Consider the following 24,829-nt stretch of genomic DNA (forward strand, 5'->3'; position numbering starts at 1 on the left):
TGCATCTTGTTTACCTTGCCGTGCCGATTGATCAGTGAGCTATGGCAGTGCGGACATTCAGGGTTTTCAACCATCCGCTCCTCAAGCTCTGTTATCAACTGTGAGACGCTATCAGTGCCTTTCAGCAGCTTCTCAACATAACGGGTTTGACTATCTGTTAAGTGTTCTAACTCGGCTATAAGCTTTGTAAATTGTGCTGGGATCATGATCAACCCTCAATAACTGTATTCATATACAGTATAGCAACAATTTAGCAGAACATAGCCTTTATTAAACACGGTGTCACTCATCAGATTTATCTTTTCGCAGAGATAGCCCAGTTTTACTTTATCAATTTGAGTCGATTCTCCTTTGGTTGCGGTAGCTACGCCTACGGCCCTGGCCTGGCCGATATATTCCACCAGTTGAGGAAATTCCCGCCACAAAAAATGCGCCTCATTCACAGACTGGTCGGTCTCGGCAAACTCGATGTGTTCGGCTACGTCCTGTAGCAGGTATAATAAGGTTTCAATCAGGCTGGTATGCTGTTTAAAACTCTCAGGTGGTGTAAGTTGCATACTGGTTGATTCGAGCCGTCGCCAGTGATCCAGGTAGGCTTCCCAGCGTGCCTCACTGGTTGTCAGGCCAATCTGGTTAGCATCACTAATGAGCAACTCAATGTTACGCCTGATTTCGTGCAGTTCACCCGCTACCGCCTGATTGCCTTGCAGGTAAGTAGCAGTTAATCCCCGGTGCTTCTGGCTAAGGCCAATGATGCGCTTAATAATGGCAACCAGTTTCAATGTCGCTCTGAAGTTTTCTTTTTGCTGTTTTCTGGTAATGGATAGCTGAATACCCACCAACACAAACAACAAGATAATCATCCCTGAAATGATAGCAATCATTGGTTTCTCCTAGCGGGTTGTAAGGGTGCGCAGATAATCGGCCACGGTAGACGTCTGACGAGCAATGCTGGCATTTTCCATGGCGCCTTCCACAACTCGTTCAATACTTTTTGAAATTTCCTCGGTGGCTTTACTTTGTTGGGTGGTTATGGCCGAGACTTCGTTGACCTGAGATTTTGAGTTTTCAGATTCGGTTTCAATCTGGGCCAGCATTTCGGCGGCACTGTTCGCCTTGTCTGAGCATATTTGCGAGTGGACGGTAACGCTTTGCATTTTATCGGCTACCACAATGCGCTGGCTATCAAGGTCTGCCATTCGCTGGCTAATGGTGTCGGCCGTTTTACGGCTGTCTTCAGCGAGGTTGCGCACTTCATCGGCTACTACTGCAAACCCGCGGCCCATATCGCCCGCCCTGGCAGCTTCAATGGAGGCGTTCAGAGCCAGTAAATTGGTTTGTTCTGCGATGCTCTGAATAGCACTGGTCAGGCCCAGTACTGCCTCTACGGATTGACCTAACTCGATTATCGCTTGCTGTGTTTGCGCAACCTCCTGTTGCACCAGAGCAAATTCACTCACCAGGTCGGCAATGTTTTGTGAGCCCTGATGAGCAAAATCGCTCGCCCGTTCGGCCGCTTCGTTTACCAGGGTGAACTTTTCTACAATCTCTCCCAGAGATACCGTAAGCTCATTTACTGCAGCAGCGGTAGATTCAGTAGCGGCTGATTGTTCGGTAGCATTTACCGATACCTTGTTGGCCGATTCAATCATCTGCAGCGAGGAATATTTCATTTCGGAGAAGTATTCTTCCAGTTTGTCCCGCTCCCGTGAAATTTCCTTAGTTAAATCGAATACCGACTTCATGTGATTGGTCAGGATGCGTGGTGCTCTGGTGATCAGCTCAAATTCATTATGGCTTTTACTGGCGTCAGCCAGCAGGGCATCAATAATGAACAGTTCATCGAGTAAACAGGTCAGCATGGAAGCAACCAGCCAGGTCATCAGCAATCCGCACACTATGGTCACAGGCAGGTAGGCAACAGGCGTAAAGGCTATGTATAAATAACCGGCCATATTACTAAATACAATTAGAAATGCTGTCTCCTTTAAACCAAATGCCTGTATCAGTATCAGAGAAGGTGATTCAATCAGTGTCTTCATTCGGCTTCCTTTTCCGCTTTAATCCATTTAACAGGCAATGTAGTTAAATTATTACAGAATAATAACCTGCAAAGTAAAGACCAGCTTTTAGCATTTATGAAGTGAATAAAATGAATAACTTATATTGGATAAGTGGTAAATGTGCACCGAAATGAATCAATCTTGCCCCAAAGTAGGTATTTTATCATTTTTTTATGTCTGCGGCACGCTAGTCATCCCCATGCCGAATACATTAAGTCCCGCACTGGCGCATCAATTAACACAGGCTGGCCATTTGCTTGTGAAGAACGGCATTGTTGTTTATTCTGTTAACTCTTTTAGTCATTCCTATGCCGGCTATTATGCAAGAAGAATTACAACAAGCTCAGGCCCTTTACGATACTCTGATTGAATATGCCGTTACCTACAGCTTTCAGATAGCCGGTGCGCTGGTTATATTGCTGATTGGTTGGTGGATTGCCGCCAAAATCGGTAATGTAGTTGAGAACATGATGGTGGGGCGTAATATTGATATTACGCTCAGCCGTTTTACCGGGGGTGCCAGCAAACTCATTATTTTAGGTCTGGTGATCATTATTGCGCTGGGCAATATTGGTATCAGTGTCACACCGCTGATTGCAGCCGTTGGCGCCGTGGGTTTAGGTGCTGGCCTGGCTATTCAGGGCATGCTGGCTAACTATGCGGCAGGTTTTACCATCATAATTACCCGACCGTTTGTGGTTGGCGATACCATCCAGGTTTGTGGTGTGGCCGGCGTGGTGGATAAGGTTATGCTGCCTTACACCATTCTGATCAACGAAGATAACGTTTCTATCCAAATCCCCAATAAATTAATAGTGGGTGAAATCCTGCATAACTCAGCTGCGCAAATGCTCATAGAGCTGGAGATTGGCGTGGCCTATGCCAGTGATATCGAACACGTTACCCGGGTAATTAGCGAAGCAGTTGCTACGGTAGATGGTTTGTCACAAGAGAAAGCCGCGGCCATTGGTGTAGACAGCTTTGGCGATAGTAGCATTAATTTTGGCGTACGGGTGTGGGCCGATCCCAACCGTCATTTCGAGATTCGTTATGCGTTAAATGCCGCCATCTTTGCTGCGTTACAGCAAGCACAAGTCGATATTCCCTTCCCGCAGCGGGAAGTCAGAATGCTTTAAGCTCACTATCGCAATATCTGTCGGGCAGGGCACTCCGGGGTTTGATAGGGTAGCCCTACCAACAGTCAGTTAAAGCAGGTACGCCGCTGTGCAAAACGTACTGGATTATCTTCAAACTCATCATGATCAGAGTATTTCCCTCGCTCAGCTGGCCAAAGTCGCCGGCTACAGTCCATGCCATTTTCAGCGCGTGTGCCAGCAAAAACTTGGGCTGGGCCCGGGGAAGTTAAATGAACTTATCCGTCTTCAGCGCGGCTACTTTTTGTTGTCATACCGTACCTGGCTATCGGTTACCGATATTGCTTTTGACTGTGGTTATGAGTCCCCGGACAGTTTCAGCAGGGCGTTCAAACGGGTAACCGGCTACACGCCAACTCAGTTTAAAGCTCAACCAGTCACTATAACGTCACCGTTACAGTCCTATTTACATCAATGGAATGAGGAAATCAGCACTATGTCCGTACCTCCACATGACAATTTTAACACTCAAACCTCAATAGTTTCTTTACCTTCGCTGGAGGTCTGCGCACTGCGTCATAGCGGACATCCAGCCAGATTGAATGGCAGTATTCAGCGTTTTATCGGTTGGCGCCGGGAACACAAACTGCCGCCAACCCAGTACCGTACGTTTAACTTTTTGCATAACGATCCAACTACCGTTGCGCCAGAGGCGTTTTGCTTCGATCTGGCCTGCGAAAGGCCTGCTAAACAGGTAGCTATGGAAGATAACATGCGTTTCGATACTATCCCCGCTGGGCGTTACGCTAGCCTGAAAATCACCGGAGGTGAGAAGGTACTGGAAGCAGCGGTAAACTTCATAACCACCGATTTTCTCGCTCAGCATAATGAACAAGCCGGTGATTTTCCGGTGATTGTAGAGCGACTCAGCTTTTATCCTGAAGTACCTTATCATCAGGCTCAGTCGCATATCCTGCTGTTATTAAGTAAATAATTTAAAATATCAGCGGAATTTTGGCATAATCAACCCAAGCAATATCTCATATCACCCTTGTACTGCTTATACGGGGTGATGCAGTCATTTTTTGTTGCACCTTGGGGAGATAGCATTGCCGCGACTTATTTCGGTAAACGATATTAGTGCAAGCAACTTAACTGACTACGTTGTGTTGTTTGCTTCCATGACCAATCCGGTGTCAGGCCAGGCCGATGAGCCGGCCGATGGATTTATTCCTGGTGCCATTAAGTTCGATTTGGACGGCGAGGGCAGCGATCACTCTTCGTCACTCCCGCATACCTTACCAGAGCAGGCGTCGCTTAGCGCATTGTTTGGCAAACTCGGTATCACCACCGATAAGCCAGTACTGATTTACGATAACTCAGGCCTATTTTGCGCGCCCCGTGTTTGGTGGATGCTAATGGCAATGGGCCATAGTAATGCAGCCGTGTTAAATGGCGGGCTACCGGCCTGGAAAGCCGCTGGTCATGAAGTGGTCAGCCAACCCGCCGAACCTAGCCCCCAAGCGTTTACCGGTGCTGCCTGCGATGAATGGTTCTGCAACACCGACCAAGTCCTTGCTGCTATCAAAGAGCCGTCAGTCACTATCTGGGATGCCAGAAGCCGCCCGCGCTTTGAGGGCAGTGCTCCGGAGCCCCGCGCCGGGTTGCGCAGTGGTCATATGCCCGGGGCAGTTAACGTCCCTTTTACTGAATTACTGGATAACGGTACAACCCTTAAATCGCCCGCGGCATTGAAAGACTATTTTGTCGAACAGGGTATCGATTTAACCAAACCGGTTATTTGTTCCTGTGGGTCGGGTGTTACCGCCTGCGTAATTGGATTGGCAGCGCTGGAGGCTGGTGCACAACAGGTAACAGTTTATGACGGCTCCTGGTCTGAATGGGGAGGTGATCCATCATTACCGGTTGAGGTTAACCATGAATAATACGTATAAACCCCGGGTCGTCGTGTTAACCGGAGCTGGTGTATCGGCAGAGTCAGGCCTTAAAACTTTTCGCGATAACAACGGATTGTGGGAAAACCATCGGGTTGAAGACGTCGCCACGCCAGAGGGCTTTACTGCTAATCCCGCATTGGTTTATCGCTTTTACAATGAACGCAGGGCCCAATTGCAGCAACCCGATGTGCAGCCAAATCCGGCGCACAAAGCGTTAGCCGATTTAGAGCAGGCGTTGGGCGAACAATTTTTACTGGTTACCCAAAACGTCGACGACCTCCACGAGCGCGCCGGCAGCAAACGGGTACTGCATATGCACGGCAAGTTACTCTCAGCTCGTTGCTGTAGTACCGGCAGAGCAATACCCTGGCACGATGACTTTGATGACACCACTGAGTGCCGTTGTTGTTTGCCAGGCGAGCAAATGCGCCCGGATATCGTGTGGTTTGGTGAGGTGCCGATGCATATGGACGATATCATCATGGCACTGGCCCAGGCCGATGTATTTATTGCAGTTGGCACATCCGGTCAGGTGTATCCGGCGGCTAATTTTGTGGCAATGGCAGCCGACAGCGGCGCGCGAACCATCGAAATCAACCTGGAACTGAGTCAGCAAAATTCTTTGTTTGAAGAAAAAATTGTCGGGCAGGCGGGGAAAACCCTGCCGGAGTTTGTCACCCGGTTTATTCAGGATCATTGCTGAGCGAATCGTTACTTATGGATTATCTGAGTGAGTTTATCACCATTGCCCTGGTGCATTTGGTAGCGGTCGCGAGTCCCGGACCTGATTTTGCCATTGTTGTTCGTAACAGCATCAGTTACGGCCGGCGCATTGCCATGTATACCAGTGTGGGGGTTGGATTAGGAATATTGCTGCACGTAGCGTATTCGTTAATCGGTCTGAGCGTAGTTATTAAAACAACCCCATGGCTTTACTCGGCCATCAGCTATTTGTCGGCAGCTTATTTACTTTATCTTGCCTGGGGAGCGCTGCGTGCCGGCCCGTCGGATTCTGCTGCAACGGTCTCTGCAACAGGGCAGACCGCCGCTATCAGTCCTAAAAAGGCACTGCTAAGCGGGTTTCTTACCAATGGCCTGAATCCAAAGGCTACCTTGTTCTTTTTATCACTTTTTACCGCCATTATTAATATTGAAACGCCCTTTGCCGTAAAGGCTATTTATGGCGTTTATCTGGCGTTCGCCACTGGCGTATGGTTTTGCTTTTTATCTTATCTGCTAAGCACCTCTAGAGTGGCCAAACTAATTGGCGATAAAGGTTACTGGCTGGACCGGTTAATGGGTGTAGTGTTAGTGGCGCTGGCAATACGATTGGTAACACTCTGAGTCGGTGGTTTGTAGTTTGGGCCAGCCTGATGGCAATGCTATACTCCCCGCCGGGATTATCCGATGAGACGACATTTTGACCGACAATAATCAACCACCAGCTAACAGCTCCGCTCTGGAACGTGCTCTGGCCGGTGAATATCAGTTTAATATCCGCCAACTGTTTGCCGAGGCGCAAAGCTTGTATAAGCAGCATCTGGGCTTATTGTTAAAAGCCACCGGTTTGCTGATGGCCATTGGCCTTGGTGCCATGGTGATAATGATTAATCTGTTGGCGCTGGACATGACATCGGTGGAAAGTATGCAGTCGGGGAACGCCGGTCTGCTCGACATAGCTATGCTGGTGCTGATGACGCCGATGATTGTTGGCTTTCGCATGCTTGGCATAAAACTGGTTAGTCACAAGGCAGCCAGTATTAATGAGCTGTTTCAGTATTTCTCTTATATTCTGGTGTTGGTTACTGCAAATTTGCTAATCAGCCTGGTCATGCAGGTTGGTCTTAATCTGCTTATCCTGCCGGGATTGTATGTCTACCTGGTCACCCAGTTTACAGTAGTGTTACTGGTTGAAAAGCGCCTTGGTCTGATGCAGTCAATCATTCTTTCTGCGCGGGTCACCAACCGCTATTTATTACCCTTCACACTGTTATTACTCGCATTTATCATGATGTTTGTGTTGGTTTTGTTTACCATGGGGCTGGCTATTTTGTGGGTAGGGCCGGTATATTCGTTGGTTATGGGCCGTCTATACGTTGATCTGTTTGGCCTTGATGACGCGCCCCAACAAATACACCCAACCAAAGAGGATTCGATACTCGATGCATAAACGGGAAACCAGTAAGATCATCCTTATCGCAATTGCCATTATGGCGCTGATGGTGGTGCTTGCGTGGATGACCGGTACCAGTGAACCCGATATTCTGGATGTACCGGAAACCGAGCAGGCCGAGCAACCTGTTCCTGATTTTAAAGCGATAGAAGACACCACAGAAAAGAAAAAAGCGTTCTTTGCCTACTTAAGACCTGAGGTGGAAAAGCAAAATGATTACTTACTGAGTTTGCGTCATTATTTGCAAACCTTACAGCGCCAGCTTGCGGCAGGTAATAGTCTGACAGAAGACGACGATGAGCGCCTGGAATGGCTGGCGGGTGAATATCGCGTTGATAAGGATTTACCGGCCGACGCGCAAATCCCTAAATTGCTAAATAAAGTGGATATTTTACCGGTTGAACTGGTTTTGATGCAGGCCGCGAATGAGTCGGCCTGGGGGACTTCGCGGTTCGCTCAGCAAGGTTACAACTTTTTTGGTTTGTGGTGTTATCAAAAAGGCTGCGGTTTTGTACCGGCACGACGTAATAGTGGTGCCAGTCATGAGGTCGCAAAATTTGAAAATTTATCGCGCGCTACCTACACCTATATGCGAAATATTAACCGTCATGATGCTTATCGTGAGCTACGTCATATCAGAGCCTCTTTACGTCGGGCACAATTACCGGTAACAGGCCTGGCACTGGCAGAAGGGTTAATGAACTACTCTGAGCGTGGTGCCGCTTATGTTAATGAACTTCAGAATATGATCCGATACAACAAAGGGTTTATCACCGAATGAAACGTACCTTAGTAGCACTGAGCCTGCTTGCCTCTGCCTTTAGTGCTGGCGCTGAGCAAATTGAAGTGGAATACAAACGCTTTTACAGCCACATTAATAAAATAGGCGACGAAAGCACCTCTGCACTGCAATTTGCCTTTGGCTTTTTAAGAGTAGGCACCAGTAATTTATGCCCCATTAATCAGGCCACCATTGTTACCCAAAAACAGGATATTCCCTTAACGGTTACACCTGAAAACCGCTTTTTAGTTCCCAATGAACGGGCCCTTAAGTTAGCCGATGCATACATTGTAATTGACCTTGGTGAAGCCGCTAATTTATGTGATATGTCAGTGCAGATAGAAACTACCGCTGATTACGTAAAAACTGAATATACCGCAGAAGACCTGGCTTTCATCAAACAACAATATGAAGCCTTCTTTAACGAGATGGGCGGATTCCTGTCGTTTATGATGCCTTCGGTAAAAGGCCTGACCTTTCGCTTTGATGACGACGAACTCGACGCACCGGTACCCGGTGCACCGGACATTACTAATGGGATGTTAATGCTGGATAATGACTGGTTAGAGCAGGGCAAGCCATTAAAACTGCCGGTTGAACCGTTGCGTATTACCGCGCTGGCTAAAAGCTGAACGCGCGGTATGTCACAACGAAAAGGGGCTTATTCAGCCCCTTTTTTGTGATTAGCTGATTTCTTCATTTGCTTCGTCCGGCGCCTTAGGCGCTTCCAGTGCATCAGGATCCACTTGTGATGGCGGTAAGACTTCATCGAGCACCAGTTGATAACGAATTTGTTCTGCCAGACGTTTTACTACCTGCTCACCGGTTTCACAGAGCTCTGCACAGCGGTGAAACTCCATCAGGCCAACATCGGTTAACGTTGGCTCGATTAAGATATCCGGCGGCTCGCCGGCAAGGCGGGAGCGGGTAACCCTGGCCTGAAGAATTTCCAGAGAGCTGCTCATCACACTTAATATGCCCGGCGCCTGTTTGTTGTTGTCCTTGGGCTCGGGTGAGAACCACTGGCGTACTACATCCTGACTTTTCTTAAAGAAATGCTCGTTCTTTTCCTGTGTTTCTTCGTGCTTGGCGGTTTCCCGGGCTATCTGTAATGGTCTGAAATCAGCGTTGAGGTTAACCGCTATAACAAAGTCGGCACCTAACTGGCGGCACAGGTTTACCGGTACCGGGTTAACTACGGCACCGTCTACCAGCCATCGGTCATTGTAGGCAATGGGCGAAAACAACGCCGGAATAGCACAGGATGCCTGAATTGAATTGCCAACATCACCCTTATTAAAAACCACTTCGCGACCCGAATACAGGTCGGTGGCAACACAGGCGAAGGGTTTTTCCATGGTTTCAAAAGTCGCGGCGCAAAATTCGTCTGACAGTTTATCAAAAACCTTCTGGCCGCTCGCCAGTCCGCCCCGGCGAATACCGATCCCCATTAGACTCAGGGTTTGCCATTCAGTTAACGATGAAGCCCAGGCTTTTAATTCTTCGAGTCGACCGCTGGCGTAGGCTGCACCTACATATGCACCAATAGAACAGCCTGCAACTACGTCGATTTTAACGCCAAGTTTTTCGAGTGCCTGGATCACGCCAATGTGAGCCCATCCACGGGCTGCACCAGAGCCCAGGGCAATGCCTATTTTCATAGCAACCTTTATTCCGTCAGGTTTACGATATTGATGGAGTCTGCAGTGTCAGGGCGGATCCCAGGTTCAAACTCGGGGGCATCGAAGGCGATGTCACCCTCTGGTTGTGCTTCACCTGTTGCTTTGATGGCCTTAAAGTCATGAAGGTTTTTATCAACCAAATGCGAAGGGGTAACATTTTGCATTGCCCTGAACATTGACTCGATGCGGCCGGGAAATCGTTTGTTCCAGTCCTGCAACATCATTTTGATGTTCTGTCGCTGCAAGTTTTCCTGCGAACCACATAAGTTACAGGGAATAATGGGAAATTCAACCGCAGTGGCGTATTTTTCTATATCCCGCTCAGTGCAGTATGCCAACGGGCGGATCACCACATGTTTGCCGTCATCACTGACCAGCTTCGGCGGCATAGACTTTAACTTACCACCGTGAAACATGTTAAGGAATAAGGTCTCAAGCATATCGTCACGGTGATGGCCCAGGGCTATTTTAGTGGCGCCCAACTCCGTCGCCGTCCGGTACAATATGCCACGGCGCAACCGTGAGCAAAGAGAGCAGGTTGTTTTACCTTCCGGGATCTTATCCTTCACGATGGAGTAGGTGTCTTCCTCTACAATACGATAATCAACGCCCAGGCTTTGCAGATATTCTGGCAGTATATGTTCCGGAAAACCGGGTTGCTTCTGGTCGAGATTAACCGCCACTATGTCAAAACTGATCGGTGCAATACGTTGCAGATACATCAGTACATCCAGCATGGTGTAGCTATCTTTACCGCCGGATAAGCACACCATTACCTTGTCGCCATCTTCAATCATGCCAAAGTCATCAATGGCTTTGCCGACATTACGGCGTATGCGTTTTTGTAGCTTATTGAAGCTGTATTTTTGCTTGGTATTCGTTGCCGGCGCGGCGCTGTTGATGTGTAGACTCATGATAAAGAAGGACCCATATTGCAATGGGCGCCATTATACGTGAAGCCAGGGTAGGCTGCATCCCTGAATAATCGCCTGGCATGCCGCGGCAGTAACTAAATCCTGCCACGGTCCGTTTGATTAGTTCACCTGGGTAATTAACTCACCGGGCTTTCAAAGCCGTCGGGTTTAATGGCCAGTACATCACAGTTGAGTTCATCGATAACGTGTTCGGCGGTATTGCCAATCAGTGCTGCCGAAATTCCCACGCGACCCACGGTACCGATAATCACCAGCTCGGCATCCAGCTCTTTGGCGACCTGCGGGATAACTTTTTCGGGTAGTCCTTCTTTCACATGGCAGTTATCCAGTGGGATGCCGTATTGATTACTGTGTTTTTCCATTTCTTCAAGGTGGTGGTTTTTCACCGAGGCATTATAAGACTCCGGATCAAACTCGGGCACCTCAATGGCAATATTTAGCGGCGTACCGGGGTAGCAGTTGGCCAGATGGACATGACCGCTCAGCAACCTGGCATAATCCAATGCAATATTAGTGAGGCGATCATTCAGCTGGGCATGTTCGCGGTCTTCCGTTCCTACGTTAACTGCCGCTACAATTTTGCCATCCCGGGGCCAGTCGTGCTCTTTAACCAGCAGTACCGGAGCAGGGCACTTGCGAACTAAATGCCAGTCGGTGGGGGTAAAGATTACTGAACGTAAATCATCGTGAGAGCGGGTTGCTTTCACCACAATGTCGGCCTTGCTGGCAAGGGCGTATTTAATTATGGCTTCGTAAGGGCGGTTATTCCACTCCACGGCCGCCTCTATGGCCTGGCCGTATGCTGCCAGTTGGTCTTTAAGCCAGGCTGTTCTCTCGTTCACAACGGCCTGACGCATGGCCTCACGCTCTTCACCGGATAGCATGGTGGTCATTTCGTATGAAAAATCGTAGATGGTCATCAGGGCGGTGATGGACGCACCGGTTTTTTCGGCCAGTTCAATGGCTCTGGAGATTGCGGGCTGGTTTTCCCTTTCAGGTTCTACCACGGCCAGAATATTGCTGTACTCAATCATAACGACTCTCCATGGGAAGGTTTCATTATGAGTGTACGACGTGAGCAGCTGTTTCTCCAGTTTCAGACTTGTCCGTGATCAAGTAATAGTTCAAAACCAGAGAAAAACAGCTTAATAACAGTTTAACTGATAGTGGTAGAGGGGATATCCATACTATGCAGTTTATTATCCATCGCTTCAAAATCGATGATAGTGATAAGTTTGCCGTCAACCTTAATAATGCCTTCTTTCTGAAAGCGGGTTAACAGGCGAGAGATGGTTTCTACGGTCAGGCCAAGGTAATTGCCAATCTCGTTACGGGTCATACTCAGGTTAAACTGTCGCGGCGAAAAACCACGATCCTCAAAGCGTTTGGACAGATGCGCAAGAAAATAAATCAGGCGTTCTTCGGCAGTTCGCTTGTTAAGCAACATCATCAGATCGTGATCCTGCTTAATTTCGGCACTCATAAAACTCATGATCTGGTGACGCAGTTTCGGAAACTGCACCGCCATTTTATCCAGCGTTTCATAAGGTAACTCGCAAACCATAGCGGTTTCGAGCGCCTGAGTGTAACTCTGGTGAGCGTTTTCGCGCAGCGCATCAAAGCCGATAATATCACCGGGGAAATGAAATCCAATGATTTGTTCTTCGCCGTCTTTGCTGCTAACAAAAGATTTGAATGAACCAGCACGCACTGCATACAGTGAGTTAAATTTATCGCCGGCTTTAACCAGTTTATCGTGCTTATGAAGCGGCTTTTTACGCTCGATAATATCATCGAGCGAATCGAGTTCGGTTTTATTTAACGAAACCGGCAGGCACAAATGGCTGAAACTACAGCTCTGACAATGAATCGAAAATTCTGAGCCTTTTGACATAGATTACGTCTCCGTGTGGGCGTCGTTTAATTATTACCGTTTAGGGTGCGGTAAATCAAGAAAACCGCATATATTATCAGGCAAATTGCGACCAATGACTTAGTCTTCGGGTGTTGCAGTAGCTTTAATAACCAGCCGGCCCCCAGGCTCACAGCAATCAGCGCCGGAAAAGTACCCAGACCAAAAGCGGCCATTGTTGCAGCGCCATACAAACCATCACCACTGACTAATGCCCAGGTAAGGGTTGAATATACCAGTCCACAGGGTAACCAGCCCCAGATAAAACCGTAAGGAAACGCCGATAAAGGTGACTTGAAAGGAATAAAACGTTTAGACCATGGGCGAATGCGTTGCCACAGCCCGTTCCCCAGTTTTTCCAGGCGGGCAAGACCACGCCACCACTGAGCCAGATATAAACCCATGGCAATCAGCATCACAGCGCTAAGTAACTGAAATATCATCAGGCCATGGCTTACTGAGGCGCGAGCCACCTGACCAAGTACGCCGGTTACGGCTCCGGCAATGGCATAACTGGTAATGCGCCCGAGGTTATAACTGAATATATAGGGAAGAGGGGGCTGGCCGCCAGGTACTGCTGCTCGCAAGGCCCCGGCTATCCCTCCGCACATGCCCACGCAATGCAGCGAACCGGCCAGGCCTACAATAAATGCCGAGATAAAGCTGTAATCACTCATTATCGCTGTTAGCTTTATCCTGGGTTTTGGCTTGTTGGTTACGTTCTTCTTCGGGTAAGTCGTCGTCGAACAGGATGCTGTAACCCTGGCGTTCAAGGTCCTGAAACTGGTCGGATTTTACCGCCCAGAAAAAAATTCCCAGCGCTACCGCGACCAGAATAATAGCCAACGGGATCAGCACATATATAATACTCACAATACCGCCTTACTTTAATAACCGGGTCGAATTTGAGACCACTATGATACTACTTAATGACATACCGATCACGGCCATCCACGGCAACAACAGGCCGGAAACCGCAAAAGGTAAAATAAGCAGGTTGTAGCCCAGCGCCCAGAGAATATTCTGGCGAATTTTGCGGCGAGTTTTCGCAGCAATATCAACCAGTGCCGGTACAGTGCTCAGTGATTCGGTCAGTAACACGACGTCCGCGGCATTGCGGGCAATATCGGTGGCATTTCCAACGGCTACCGACACATCTGCGCTGGCCAGTACCGGTGCATCGTTAATACCGTCACCCAGCATCATTACCTTATGATCCTGAGCCTGCAGTGTCTGCACCGCCTGATATTTTTGTTCTGGGGTTAATTCACCAGTGGCCACAGCCAAAGGCAGCTTAGCGGCCAGTTTATCAACGTTTTGCTGGGTATCTCCACTTAGCAATACCAACTGAAAAGTACCTAACCGGGCGAGCGTTTCGGCCGTATCGCTTTTGAGGCTGTCGGTAACTTCATAGGCAGCCAGGCACTCGCCATTGCAAACCAGATACACATTGGCGCTTACCGGCACATAAGATGGGTCTGCCTGGGTAAATGTGGCTGAGCCAAGCAGATATTGCTTACCCTCTACCGAGCCGCGAATACCGCCGCCGGCAGTGACTTCAAAATCACTCACCGCAAGTGACTCGCTGGCAGTAAATGCCTTGCTAATAGGATGTTCAGAACGAGATTCCAGGCTTGCCGTTATATTAAACAGATACTCTGCGTGTGTTGGATTAGCAAACCAGCGGTCGGCAATGCCGAATTTACCTTCGGTGAGGGTGCCGGTTTTATCAAGGGCAATGGTATCGATACCGGTAATTTGCTCCAAAGCATCGGCGCGCTTGAGCAATATTCCCTGTTTGTTGAGTCTGGCCATGGCACAGGTGAGTGCCGACGGCGTAGCCAGGCCCAGCGCGCAGGGGCAGGTAGCTACCAGTACCGCAATAGCTATCCAGAACGCCTCGTTGTTACCCTGTACCGTCCAGTAGGTGAAGGTTAGGGCACTAATCGCTAACACCGCCATGACAAAATAGCGAGAAAACGAATCTGCCATTTGCGCCGCTTTGGGCTTGTTGGCCATTGCGGTAGATTGCAGGCGAATAATCTGGTTTACCAGTGCATATTTTAGTTGCTGATGCACTTCTATTGTGAGGGTATTTTGTTGATTCACCGTACCGCCGAATACCGCTGCACCGGTGTTTTTCAGAACCGGCTCAAATTCTCCTGTGAGCATAGACTCATCAATGGCTGATGCGCCTTCGATAATGCGGCCGTCTACCGGAATAGTTTCACCCGCTTTCACCAGTACTTTATCGCCCACGTTGAGGTGTTTTGCCAGGCAGGGTTCAACCTTGTCATCATCGCTAAGCCGGTGAGCGGTTACCGGGATGTACTGCATCATATTGGCGGATATCTGCGTTGCCCGATGACGAGAGCGATGCTCCAGATAGCGGCTTAACAGCAGCAAAAAAATAAACATGCAGATGGATTCAAAATACACGTCCCCGGTTTCCAGTAACGTGGATTTGATCCCCGCAATATAGGTGCCGAAAACGGCGATAGTCACCGGCACATCCATATTAACGGTGCGGGCACTGATGGCTTTAATTGCCCCCAGGTAGAAAGTACTGCCTGAATAGAAAACCACTGGCGTAGTCAGTACCAGTGCTACCCAATAAAAATACTGGCGGGTTTCGGCTTCGATAGCACCAAACAAATCAAAATACAGGCCGGTCATTAACATCATGACCTGCATGGTCATCAGCCCGGCGAGCCCCAGTTTTTTGAGAAACTGCTTTTGTTCGTTCTGGTAAGAGGCTTCGTGTTGATCCGGCTGAAATGGCAGTGCTGCATAGCCTATTTTCTTAAGCGCCTTCAAGATGCCGCTCAGATGAATAACTTCGTCAGACCAGGTAACCGCAGCCCGGCGCTCCGAAACATTCACGGAAACCTGGTTGATGCCGTTTACCCTGGCCAGTTGCTTTTCTATCAGCCAGCCGCAAGCCGCACAAGTAATTCCCTCTAGAGTGAGCTGAATTTGTTTGTTATTGCCTTCATCAATAACAAAATCTTCCTGCAGGGAAGGGTCGTCATACATCGCCAGTTTACCCAGCGTGGCCTGAAACTCGGTATCCCCCCGGGCTGCTGGTTCGGTACGAAACTGATAATAATCTTCCAGTCCATTGTCAACAATGGCTTCGGCTACCGCCTGACAACCGGGACAGCACATAACCCTGTCTTTACCAAGTATGGTGGCATGATAGGGGCTGTCAGTTTCTGCGGGCAATCCGCAGTGGTAGCATTCAATGGCAGTAACGTTCATCAGGGAACGAATCGGATCTTATCTTTACGAGGCAGAGAGACTTCCTGCTGTACTTTCCAGCTGTCATCGATAGGCGTTAGTGATACGCGCCATTTACCGTTAGTATCCTGCTCGGTAAAACCACGATAAACCCCTTTAGCATCCCGGGTTAACAGCAAAGAAAAGTCTTTTTCCTGCAGTGTGACGTGATAAAAGTTGAGTTTAAGGGCGTTACCAGTGCTGGGAATACCGCTGTGAAACTCCAGCGCAATCTGGCCATCATTCACTGTTAAATCGGTCATGATCCGTAAGCGGCGTGCTTCTTCTACCTTCGCCATGCTGGCGTTAATGGCTTTTCCTTCTTTGTAATAATCATCAACCACCAACGAATCTTCGGTGTTGGCGGCAAAATTTACTAAGAAATACGCCATGATAAATGATGAAACCGGCACGGCTATCAGAAACCACGGCCAGAAGTATTTATACCAGGGTTTGGTATCGATTTTTTCCATTACTGCATTCCCGATGAACTTTATGGAACTGTTAATACGAATTCGGATAACACCTGATCAGGGTTTTATGCGAATTGGTATTAAGGTTGTGCCGAATAAAAAAGCCCCGTAAAAAACGAGGCTTTTGCATTATATTTTAAAATCTTAGTTAGACAAGCTGTACACGTAAGTAGCAACTACGTGGATCTTGTTGTCACCCAGTGTTTTCTTGAACGAAGGCATTACACCGTTACGACCGTAGGTCAGAGTTTCGGTAATAGCACGCTCAGAGCCACCGTACAGCCAGATGTTGTCTGTCAGGTTAGGTGCGCCAAGCATTTGGTTACCTTTACCGTCCATACCGTGACAGGCCGCACATGCCATGAAGCGGGCTTTACCAGCTTCGGCCAGTGCATCGTGATTTTCTTCCATTTCACGACCACTCAGGCTCAACACGTATGCAACAGTTTCTTTGATACCTTGTTCACCCATGGCATCGATCCATGCTGGCATTGCTGCTACACGACCGTTGATCAGGGTTTCTTTGATCTTGGCACCAGAACCGCCGTACAGCCAGTCATCATCAGTCAGGTTAGGGAAGCCCATGTTACCGCGGGCATCTGAACCGTGACACTGGGAACAGTTTTGCATAAACAGACGCTGACCCACTTTAACCGCTTCTTCGTTTTTAACCAGTTCTTCTACCGGTACCTGAGCGTACGCTTCGAAGATTGGGTCAAATTTTTCTGCGGCATAATCGAGTTCGCGATCATATTCAACAATCAGGCCTTGCTCTTTAGCATCGATACGTGCTTGAGCTGACTCTTCTAATGAACGTATGTCCTGGTTAGAACTTCTCCAGCCCCAAAAGCCTTCAAAAGAACCTAAACCCGGGTACAGAGCGAGGTAGAAGAAACTCCATACGATTGTTGCGTAAAACAGAATGGTCCACCATCTTGGCAGCGGATTGTTGATTTCAACAATGCCGTCAAACTCGTGTCCCATAGACTCGCCCTCTGGGTGACCTGTGTAATTGGTCAGGTTCCAGCGAAGCAATATATAACATCCGACGATGGACCCCAGTGTGATCACGGAAATCCAAATTGTCCAAAACATGCTCATGAGTGTTAACTCCCGCTATTCTTTCTTTGATTCTTCTTTGTCTTCGTCGGCAAAGGGTAGGTTAGCGGCTTCGTCGAACTTTTTCTTGTTACGACCGCTAAATGCCCACCATACAATGCCTATAAATATGACGAAGACGATGACAGTAAAAATGCTGCCTACAGTACCCTGGTCCATATTATTTCAGATATGTGCCAAGGGATTGCAGGTATGCAATAAGGGCTTCCATTTCGGTTTTGCCTTTTACTGCCGCTTGTGCACCTTCGATGTCTTCCGCTGTGTAAGGCACGCCCAGCGTCTGGAATACTTCCATCTTCTTAGCGGTGTCTTCACCGGTCAGCGTGTTTTCTGCTAACCATGGGAAGCCTGGCATGTTTGACTCAGGTACAACATCACGAGGGTTAATCAAATGAACGCGGTGCCACTCATCACTGTAACGGCCACCAACACGGGCCAGATCAGGACCAGTACGCTTAGAGCCCCACAGGAACGGGTGTTCCCATACTGACTCACCAGCAACTGAATAGTGACCATAACGTTCTGTTTCAGCACGGAATGGGCGAATCATCTGGCTGTGACAACCTACACAACCTTCACGGATGTAGATATCACGACCTTCTAATTGCAGGGCAGTGTAAGGCTTAAGACCTTTCACCGGCTCCATCACCTGCTGTTGGAACATCAGCGGCGTGATCTGAACCAGAGCACCGAAGCTGATTGCAATTAAGATAAGAACCGTTAGCAGACCAACGTTCTTTTCTACTATTTCATGTGGATTACGCATTTCTACTACTCCTTATGCTGCGGCTGGTTCTGGAACCAGGCTACCTTTCGGTGCACTTACTGTTCTGTAAGTGTTGTAAGCCATGATTAACATACCGGCAACAACGAAGCAGCCACCCACGAAACGTACAACATAGAATGGTTTAGACGCTTCCAGAGACTCAACAAAGCTGTAAGTCAGGGTACCGTCAGCGTTAACTGCACGCCACATCAGACCTTGCAGAACACCAGACATCCACATTGCTACGATGTACAGCACCACACCAATGGTAGCGAGCCAGAAGTGAACGTTGACCAGTTTGGTAGAATACATTGCTTTTTGACCGAACAGGTGCGGGATCAGGTGGTAGATTGAACCAATTGATACCATTGCAACCCAGCCCAGTGCACCAGAGTGTACGTGACCTACGGTCCAGTCAGTGTAGTGTGACAGTGCATTGACAGTTTTGATTGCCATCATCGGGCCTTCGAAGGTAGACATACCGTAGAAAGACAAAGAAACAATCAGGAAGCGCAGAACCGGGTCGGTGCGCAGTTTGTGCCATGCGCCTGACAGCGTCATGATACCGTTAATCATACCACCCCATGACGGTACGAACAGGATCACCGACATAACCATACCCAGAGACTGTGTCCAGTCCGGCAGGGCAGTGTAATGTAAGTGGTGAGGACCCGCCCAGATGTACAGTGAAATCAGGGCCCAGAAGTGAACCACTGACAGACGGTACGAGTAAACCGGACGTCCGGCCTGCTTAGGTACGAAGTAGTACATCATGCCCAGGAAGCCCGCAGTCAGGAAGAAACCTACCGCGTTGTGACCGTACCACCATTGCATCATGGCATCTACGGCACCAGCATACATTGAGTAGGATTTCATGAATGAAACAGGAAGCGCCATACTATTACCAATATGTAACACCGCAACCGTCAACATAAAGGCACCCAGGAACCAGTTCGCTACATAAATGTGCGACACCTTACGTATAGCAAGGGTTCCAAAGAAGTTAATGATGTAAGCAACCCACACCAGGGCAATCAGGATATCGATTGGCCATTCCAGCTCTGCGTATTCTTTACTGGTTGTATAACCGAAAGGCAGGGTCAAAACTGCTGCAACGATAACGGCCTGCCATCCCCAGAAGGTAAAGGCGGCGAGCTTATCGCTGAACAAGCGAACCTGAGAGGTACGCTGGACGATGTAGTAAGAGGTTGCGAACAATGCACAGCCACCGAAAGCAAAAATTACGGCGTTGGTGTGCAAAGGACGTAGGCGAGAATAGGTTAACCATGGAATGTCGAAGTTCAGGGCCGGGGCAAATAATTGCGCTGCAATAAATACCCCAAGGCTCATTCCCACAATACCCCAAATAACGGTCATAATGGTAAATTGCCGTACAACTTTATAGTTGTAATCTGGCTGTGCTTGGCTTATTTCACTCATTGTAATGAATCTTCCACTTCTTTTAAAAAAGGGTTTCCAACCGTGATACTAACGTAATTCAGGTGAGGTTGCGGCCATCCCCTGAAGCCTATAGTTTATGGTTTGTTGTCTACAGGCCAGTTGGTACCGCGGATAATAAAGTTTTTAATAATAAAAAGATACCATAAACTAGGAGCGCTTGATCCTAGTCAATAAAGAAAAACTGACATTTACAAAATAGTGATATCAATGATCAAAAATTTAACATTTGAGCGGTTACGCAAGATTAAACATGTCATTGTTTTTGCGGTAATTCTGCTAACTGCGGTAGTAGTAGGAATGCTGAATATTCTTAGCGAGAATAATAACTATAAGCCTGATAATAAAACGTCATGTTGGCTGGTTGGAAATTCTTGCGAAATTGGACTAGCAGAAGGCACATTAACGGTGGTGATGGATCGGTTGCCGACAATCGAAGAACAAATCCCGCTAACCGTAACATTGCCTGAGGGACTACAGCTAGACTCAGCCTATATCGAAGGGGTGAATATGTTTATGGGTAAAATTCCGCTACCACTTGAGCCAGAAAATAGCCGGCAGTGGCAGGGCTGGTTTATGCTGGGTGCTTGTACAGAACCCACCATGCAATGGCAAATGGTTGTTCAAATAAAAAACCGGCCGGAGCCGGTTTGGATATTCTTCACCACGCAGATGTAAGTTACATCTGAGACTGCAGGTAGTTGGGTAAGCCGAGGATTTTAATCAGTTTAAGCTGCTGCTCAAGCCAGTGAGCATGGTCAACTTCGGTGTCATCCAATAGCTCCACTAAAAAGTCACGCGTAACGTAATCCTGGGCTTCTTCACAAACAGCAATAACTTCTTTGAGCTTGGCACCCACTTCATACTCTACACGCAGGTCGCTTTCGAGCATTTCCGGCACATCTTTACCCACTTTAAAACCGGTACGCTGGGTCATATCCGGAGCGAACTCCAGCATCAGCATACGATCGATCAGTTTGGTGGCATGGCCTTTCTCATCGTCGAATTCGTGGTTGATTCGCTCATACAATTTATTGAAACCCCAATCGAGGTACATTTGTGCATGAATGAAATACTGATCCATCGCCGCGAGCTCGTATGAGAGCAGTTCGTTGAGGCCCTCAAGGACTTTTTGATTACCCTGCATTAGTCGTCTCCCATTACTTGTGCTTGCAGATAGTTCTCGATACCCATATTTTCAATCTGGTATTCCTGGGTTTCGAGCCAGTCTAAATGTTCTTCTTCGTATTCGAGTAGTGATTCAAGAATATCGCGACTCACATAATCCTGCTTTTCTTCACACAGAGCGATAGCCTTACGGAGCAGGGGAAGTTGCTCTTCCTGAAACTTTTTATCGCACTGAAGCATTTCTTCGGTATGCTCACCGATATACAGCTTACCCAGCGCCTGAAGGTTAGGCAGACCTTCCAGAAACAAAATGCGCTCGATGAGTTCATCGGCTTGTTTCATGTCTTTAATCGACTTTTTGTAGTCTTTCTCGTTTAGCTCTTCCAGCCCCCAGTTTTTAAACATTCGGGCATGAAGGAAGTATTGATTGATCGAGGTCAACTCACTGGTTAACACTTCGTTTAGTATGGCAATTACCGATTTATCGCCTTGCATAATCTGATTCCTGAGCATTTAATGGCTTAAGTGTAGGCGGTATTGTACGACATATCAAGTTTTTCTATAAAAAACAGTTACATACAAATGATAACAATTATCGGTTTGTCCTTTGTTAGTATTTGGCGTAACCCCCTGATTACTCGACTAAAGACAAGCTTTCTTCAGCAAAACCAAGGCCGGCCTCGGTAAAGAAGTTAAACACTTTATCCACACCGTTATCGGCAAGGGCAGATACTTCATCCTCGTAGCGTGCAATTGCGGCTATCTTACCACTGTAACCTGCGTTTTTTAGCTGCTTGGTAATATTGATGGCATCCTCTATGGACGGCAGGGCCAGCAGAACCAACTGTACATGACGGATATCCAGGTTTTCCCACAGGTCAATGTCTTCACCGTCACCATTGATCACATTCATGCCGTCTCTGCGCATCCGCTGTATTTTTGTGCGGTCGGCATCCATTCCCCATACGCGGGAATCTGCAATCTTATTTAACGACGTAAAAGCACCTATACCAACCCGGCCAAGGCCAACCACTAGTATTTTAGCGCGGGTAATTTCGGGATAGATATCCTCTTTAAGGCGAACCGGACTCTCCAGCTTCTTAACCGGTTCTTTGATGCGCTGGTAAATACTGTGTGAATAGCGGTACACAATACTGGTAAAAATAAACGAAATTGAGGTAGTTACTGCCAACACCACCAGCCATTTTTCACCCAGCATCCCCAGACTGACTGCCAGGGCGCCTACAATTAAGCCAAATTCGCTGTAATTAGAAAGCACCAGCCCGCCGAGGTAAGCGGTTCTGCCACGCAATTGCAAACGGGTAAACAACCAGAAGAACAGCATAAACTTAATCGGGATGATCACAACCAGTAAGCCGGACATCATTAGCATACTGATGTCCGGCAGAGCGGTTAACCCAATCGATAAAAAGAAGCCAATCAGGAAAAGATCCTTGAAAGCCAGTAATGACTTGGCCATTTCAGAGGCTTTGGCATGAGGAGCAAACAATAAGCCGAAGATTAACGCGCCCAGATCGCCTTTTATGTTCACCAATTCAAACAGATGATAGCCACCGAGGGCGAAAATAAACCCGGTAAGAGGGAGTAACTCACCGTGACCAGACTGATTAAGCACACGTTTTAATAACGGCATTAAAGGGATGATTAACAGTAATAACGGGGCCCACAGACTAGGTATTTTACCGGTAGCCACCACCAGGAAAACCACCGCAAAGATGTCCTGCATTACCAGTACACCAATGGCCAGTTTGCCGTGTCGGGTTTTCGACTCGCCAGCTTCTTCGAGCACCTTTACAACGCAAACAGTACTGCTGAACGACAGGGCAAAAGCAATCAGGGCAGCAGATTGCCAGTCCATCTGACCGGTTAATGCACTCAAAACCGCGCCGGCAGCTATTAAAAACGCAGTTATCACAACCACCCACAACAGCGTATGAGCAATACTTCCGGCCCAGACTTCCCGTTTGGATAAATCTTTCAAATTTAGTTTAAGGCCAATCGTAAACAGCATTATGGTAATGCCCAGATTGGCAAATGTAGTAATAGCAGGAGTGGCTAAAAAGCCAAATGCGTTAAGCAGAAATCCGGCAACCAGATAACCAACCAATGGTGGGATGCCTACAAGTTTTACGCCCAGGCCACATACAAAAGCGAAGAGTAAAAAAATATATTCCATTAAATGCTATCGAATTACTGGTTTCCTACAAAATATCACGATAGTTCAATGAGTGGCAAAGTTAGTTATGCAAAAAACACGGCGCAAACCAGGCCGTTGTGCCAATGTCTTAGTTATACAGCAGCTCTGTGAGGCAAATAAACGATTAAGCATGCCGCACTAATTAGTGGTCGGGCTAAAATAAGCTGACCGAAGTTCAACACTAGTGAGCTTCGGCCATTCTCTCGCTGTGCTCAAGAATATTCAGTTCCTGCAGCAACTCATATTCACGCACTTTAATCGTACCCAATTCGAAAGTAATCTCCCGTTTACGTTCGGTAGGGTCGTTCGGCAATGGCTTGCGATGAATTTCCGCCTTATTTAATGGCGTAACGTTGGAGTACTGCGCGGACGATGAATAATTCTGCTCAAAGGAACCGGGTATATAGGAAGACTTCTCAAAGGCCAGCCCCGAGGAAGGATTGCCGTTTTGTTCAGCCTGAGCGGCCATAGACTGCTCTTTGTGCGCGTTGATTTCGTCTGCTCTGTCCATCGCTCGTAGTTTACGGGCGAATATTTCCAGACCAACACGATTAACGGTCACGCCGAGCTCCTGGCATTGCTTATAGGTAATGTCGTTTTCTCTGTAATTGTTCTGACGAACTAATCGTTTTACGGTTTCTAATTTTTCCATTTTTGCGCACTTATTATTTTATCTGGCTGATTTAATGCCAGAATTTATATTTATGGATTATTATGATGTTAAGAATCGTAAACTTACCGATTTCAGTAGCCGATGTTACAGGTGATTAATTGAGCACGCAATGCTACGAAAGTCAAATATTTGACGTGTTTTTAACCGTTCTTTGCACTTTTATTGCGTTTAACTGTATGATTCGTGCAGTAAAGTTACTTGACATAATAAGGTGAAAATTAGTTGTCGGCAGTAAGTAAGGAAACGTCAAAAAACCGTTCTATCACCCGCGTACTTCTCATTGAAGGAACGGTAAATCTGTCATTGTGCCTGGTAAAACTGGTCATCGGTTTGATTACCCAGTCTTCGGTGATACTGGCCGATGCATTGCATTCCCTTACGGATTTAACGAATAATATTATCGCGGTGGTGGCCATGCGCATCAGTCACAAGCCACCTGATCATTCCCATCCCTATGGTCATCAGAAATTCGAATACCTGGCTATCTTTATTTTAGCTGTGCTGCTGAGTGTGGTGGCTTTCGAATTAGTAACCTATGCTATCGAAAATCACGGTCAGGTGGTGCAGCAGAGCTATGCCGGACTGGTCATTCTTATTCTGGCCATAGTGGTTAATTTTATCCTTAGCCAGTGGGAAGGGGCTCAGGCCAGGAAACTACGCTCAAAACTGCTCGCCGCCGATGCTAAACATACTTTCAGTGATGTGCTGACCTCTATAGCCGTATTGGTGGGGTGGCAACTCGCTGCACTGGGCTATTACTGGCTGGATACCCTGTTTTGTTTACTGGTGGCGGTGTTTGTTGCCAAGCTGGCCTGGGAGCTTTTTCAGCAGGCATTGCCGGTACTCGTAGACGCCGATGTCACAGAGGAGTTGTTTACGCCAGCTCAGCTTGAGGCAATTGTCAGTGACTTTAAGCCTATCGATCGAGTCACTGATATTCGCAGCCGGGCGATGGGTGAACAGGTAATCTGTGATCTTACATTGCGGATAGATCCACAACTCTCGCTTACTGCGGCGCATGCCCTGTCTCATGCGTTCGAGGACCGCCTCAAAGAAGACTTTGATCTGTATGATGTCATCATTCATATAGAACCAGCTAAATCAACATAATCAAGGA

Annotated in this window: 28 protein-coding genes and 1 pseudogene; 10 read left to right on the forward strand and 19 right to left on the reverse strand. The window is 47.8% G+C overall.

Annotation, left to right across the window (positions count from 1 at the left end):
• The 3 genes and pseudogenes from C6Y40_RS11600 to C6Y40_RS11610 form a co-directional block, all read right to left on the reverse strand.
• Nucleotides 1-206, reverse strand: a pseudogene (locus C6Y40_RS11600) (IS1595 family transposase); the annotation flags it as partial.
• 9 nt (nucleotides 207-215) lie between these two features.
• On the reverse strand, nucleotides 216-884 hold the full coding sequence (locus tag C6Y40_RS11605) for a nitrate- and nitrite sensing domain-containing protein (RefSeq protein ID WP_105934731.1): 669 nt from the start codon (nucleotides 882-884) through the stop codon (nucleotides 216-218).
• 9 nt (nucleotides 885-893) lie between these two features.
• Complete coding sequence (locus C6Y40_RS11610; protein ID WP_105934732.1) at nucleotides 894-2,042, reverse strand: methyl-accepting chemotaxis protein; 1,149 nt, start codon at nucleotides 2,040-2,042, stop codon at nucleotides 894-896.
• A 341-nt stretch (nucleotides 2,043-2,383) separates the two neighbouring features.
• Between C6Y40_RS11610 and C6Y40_RS11615 the strand changes: the two genes are divergently transcribed.
• The 8 genes from C6Y40_RS11615 (at nucleotide 2,384) to C6Y40_RS11650 (ending at nucleotide 8,701) form a co-directional block, all read left to right on the forward strand.
• Nucleotides 2,384-3,199 (forward strand): mechanosensitive ion channel family protein, encoded by an 816-nt coding sequence (locus C6Y40_RS11615; RefSeq protein WP_105934771.1) that lies wholly within the window; start codon nucleotides 2,384-2,386, stop codon nucleotides 3,197-3,199.
• 88 nt (nucleotides 3,200-3,287) lie between these two features.
• Nucleotides 3,288-4,151: an AraC family transcriptional regulator gene (locus C6Y40_RS11620; RefSeq protein WP_105934733.1), complete on the forward strand. Its 864-nt coding sequence runs from the start codon at nucleotides 3,288-3,290 to the stop codon at nucleotides 4,149-4,151.
• A 115-nt stretch (nucleotides 4,152-4,266) separates the two neighbouring features.
• Nucleotides 4,267-5,103, forward strand: coding sequence for a sulfurtransferase (locus C6Y40_RS11625; RefSeq protein ID WP_146129555.1), 837 nt, complete (start codon nucleotides 4,267-4,269; stop codon nucleotides 5,101-5,103).
• On the forward strand, nucleotides 5,096-5,818 hold the full coding sequence (gene cobB, locus C6Y40_RS11630) for a Sir2 family NAD+-dependent deacetylase (protein WP_240621932.1): 723 nt from the start codon (nucleotides 5,096-5,098) through the stop codon (nucleotides 5,816-5,818). The genes C6Y40_RS11625 and cobB overlap by 8 nt, the downstream gene beginning before the upstream one ends.
• Nucleotides 5,819-5,832: 14 nt before the next feature.
• A complete protein-coding gene (locus C6Y40_RS11635) occupies nucleotides 5,833-6,459 on the forward strand; it encodes a LysE family translocator (protein ID WP_105934736.1) in 627 nt (208 codons plus the stop codon).
• Nucleotides 6,460-6,535: 76 nt separating this feature from the next.
• Nucleotides 6,536-7,285 (forward strand): hypothetical protein, encoded by a 750-nt coding sequence (locus C6Y40_RS11640; RefSeq protein ID WP_105934737.1) that lies wholly within the window; start codon nucleotides 6,536-6,538, stop codon nucleotides 7,283-7,285.
• A complete protein-coding gene (locus C6Y40_RS11645) occupies nucleotides 7,278-8,069 on the forward strand; it encodes a glucosaminidase domain-containing protein (protein ID WP_105934738.1) in 792 nt (263 codons plus the stop codon). The genes C6Y40_RS11640 and C6Y40_RS11645 overlap by 8 nt, the downstream gene beginning before the upstream one ends.
• Nucleotides 8,066-8,701 (forward strand): DUF2987 domain-containing protein, encoded by a 636-nt coding sequence (locus tag C6Y40_RS11650; RefSeq protein ID WP_105934739.1) that lies wholly within the window; start codon nucleotides 8,066-8,068, stop codon nucleotides 8,699-8,701. Before C6Y40_RS11645 ends, C6Y40_RS11650 begins: the two co-directional genes overlap by 4 nt.
• Nucleotides 8,702-8,752: 51 nt before the next feature.
• On the opposite strand, the gene rssA is transcribed toward C6Y40_RS11650, so the two are convergent.
• The 12 genes from rssA to ccoN form a co-directional block, all read right to left on the reverse strand.
• Nucleotides 8,753-9,730: a patatin-like phospholipase RssA gene (gene rssA, locus C6Y40_RS11655; RefSeq protein ID WP_105934740.1), complete on the reverse strand. Its 978-nt coding sequence runs from the start codon at nucleotides 9,728-9,730 to the stop codon at nucleotides 8,753-8,755.
• Nucleotides 9,731-9,738: 8 nt separating this feature from the next.
• A complete protein-coding gene (gene ttcA / locus C6Y40_RS11660) occupies nucleotides 9,739-10,665 on the reverse strand; it encodes a tRNA 2-thiocytidine(32) synthetase TtcA (RefSeq protein ID WP_105934741.1) in 927 nt (308 codons plus the stop codon).
• Nucleotides 10,666-10,802: 137 nt separating this feature from the next.
• Nucleotides 10,803-11,720, reverse strand: a complete 918-nt coding sequence (gene uspE / locus C6Y40_RS11665) for a universal stress protein UspE (RefSeq protein WP_105934742.1) — start codon at nucleotides 11,718-11,720, stop codon at nucleotides 10,803-10,805.
• Between the two features lie 122 nt (nucleotides 11,721-11,842).
• Nucleotides 11,843-12,580 carry a fumarate/nitrate reduction transcriptional regulator Fnr gene (gene fnr / locus C6Y40_RS11670; RefSeq protein WP_105934743.1) on the reverse strand — a complete coding sequence of 246 codons (738 nt, stop codon included), beginning with the start codon at nucleotides 12,578-12,580 and terminating at the stop codon, nucleotides 11,843-11,845.
• 26 nt (nucleotides 12,581-12,606) lie between these two features.
• Complete coding sequence (locus tag C6Y40_RS11675; RefSeq protein WP_105934744.1) at nucleotides 12,607-13,275, reverse strand: sulfite exporter TauE/SafE family protein; 669 nt, start codon at nucleotides 13,273-13,275, stop codon at nucleotides 12,607-12,609.
• Nucleotides 13,268-13,471, reverse strand: coding sequence for a cbb3-type cytochrome oxidase assembly protein CcoS (gene ccoS / locus C6Y40_RS11680; protein WP_105934745.1), 204 nt, complete (start codon nucleotides 13,469-13,471; stop codon nucleotides 13,268-13,270). Before ccoS ends, C6Y40_RS11675 begins: the two co-directional genes overlap by 8 nt.
• Before the next feature lie 9 nt (nucleotides 13,472-13,480).
• Nucleotides 13,481-15,859, reverse strand: a complete 2,379-nt coding sequence (locus tag C6Y40_RS11685) for a heavy metal translocating P-type ATPase (RefSeq protein WP_105934746.1) — start codon at nucleotides 15,857-15,859, stop codon at nucleotides 13,481-13,483.
• Entirely contained in the window at nucleotides 15,859-16,350 is a 492-nt protein-coding gene (locus C6Y40_RS11690) for a FixH family protein (protein WP_105934747.1), read from the reverse strand. The genes C6Y40_RS11685 and C6Y40_RS11690 overlap by 1 nt, the downstream gene beginning before the upstream one ends.
• A gap of 144 nt (nucleotides 16,351-16,494) precedes the next feature.
• Entirely contained in the window at nucleotides 16,495-17,451 is a 957-nt protein-coding gene (ccoP, locus tag C6Y40_RS11695) for a cytochrome-c oxidase, cbb3-type subunit III (protein ID WP_105934748.1), read from the reverse strand.
• 15 nt (nucleotides 17,452-17,466) lie between these two features.
• The gene (locus C6Y40_RS11700) at nucleotides 17,467-17,628 is read right to left on the reverse strand and encodes a cbb3-type cytochrome oxidase subunit 3 (RefSeq protein ID WP_105934749.1); all 162 of its coding nucleotides are present in this window, start codon (nucleotides 17,626-17,628) and stop codon (nucleotides 17,467-17,469) included.
• Between the two features lies 1 nt (nucleotide 17,629).
• Complete coding sequence (gene ccoO, locus C6Y40_RS11705; protein ID WP_105934750.1) at nucleotides 17,630-18,235, reverse strand: cytochrome-c oxidase, cbb3-type subunit II; 606 nt, start codon at nucleotides 18,233-18,235, stop codon at nucleotides 17,630-17,632.
• A gap of 12 nt (nucleotides 18,236-18,247) precedes the next feature.
• Complete coding sequence (gene ccoN / locus C6Y40_RS11710) at nucleotides 18,248-19,675, reverse strand: cytochrome-c oxidase, cbb3-type subunit I (RefSeq protein ID WP_105934751.1); 1,428 nt, start codon at nucleotides 19,673-19,675, stop codon at nucleotides 18,248-18,250.
• A gap of 228 nt (nucleotides 19,676-19,903) precedes the next feature.
• On the opposite strand from ccoN, the gene C6Y40_RS11715 reads away from it, so the two are divergent.
• A complete protein-coding gene (locus C6Y40_RS11715) occupies nucleotides 19,904-20,371 on the forward strand; it encodes a hypothetical protein (RefSeq protein WP_105934752.1) in 468 nt (155 codons plus the stop codon).
• Between the two features lies 1 nt (nucleotide 20,372).
• Here C6Y40_RS11715 and bfr (C6Y40_RS11720) read toward each other — a convergent pair whose 3' ends face one another.
• From bfr (C6Y40_RS11720) to C6Y40_RS11735, 4 genes are all read right to left on the reverse strand, one after another.
• Complete coding sequence (gene bfr / locus C6Y40_RS11720; protein WP_105934753.1) at nucleotides 20,373-20,840, reverse strand: bacterioferritin; 468 nt, start codon at nucleotides 20,838-20,840, stop codon at nucleotides 20,373-20,375.
• Complete coding sequence (gene bfr, locus C6Y40_RS11725; protein WP_105934754.1) at nucleotides 20,840-21,316, reverse strand: bacterioferritin; 477 nt, start codon at nucleotides 21,314-21,316, stop codon at nucleotides 20,840-20,842. Before bfr (C6Y40_RS11725) ends, bfr (C6Y40_RS11720) begins: the two co-directional genes overlap by 1 nt.
• 139 nt (nucleotides 21,317-21,455) lie before the next feature.
• Nucleotides 21,456-23,018: a cation:proton antiporter family protein gene (locus tag C6Y40_RS11730; RefSeq protein ID WP_105934755.1), complete on the reverse strand. Its 1,563-nt coding sequence runs from the start codon at nucleotides 23,016-23,018 to the stop codon at nucleotides 21,456-21,458.
• A gap of 202 nt (nucleotides 23,019-23,220) precedes the next feature.
• Complete coding sequence (locus tag C6Y40_RS11735; RefSeq protein WP_105934756.1) at nucleotides 23,221-23,691, reverse strand: hypothetical protein; 471 nt, start codon at nucleotides 23,689-23,691, stop codon at nucleotides 23,221-23,223.
• A gap of 243 nt (nucleotides 23,692-23,934) precedes the next feature.
• On the opposite strand from C6Y40_RS11735, the gene C6Y40_RS11740 reads away from it, so the two are divergent.
• Nucleotides 23,935-24,822: a cation diffusion facilitator family transporter gene (locus C6Y40_RS11740; RefSeq protein WP_105934757.1), complete on the forward strand. Its 888-nt coding sequence runs from the start codon at nucleotides 23,935-23,937 to the stop codon at nucleotides 24,820-24,822.
• The last annotated feature ends 7 nt before the right edge of the window (nucleotides 24,823-24,829 follow it).

It is taken from the genome of Marisediminitalea alba (assembly GCF_002993365.1).
In the GTDB taxonomy this organism is placed as follows: domain Bacteria; phylum Pseudomonadota; class Gammaproteobacteria; order Enterobacterales; family Alteromonadaceae; genus Alteromonas; species Alteromonas alba.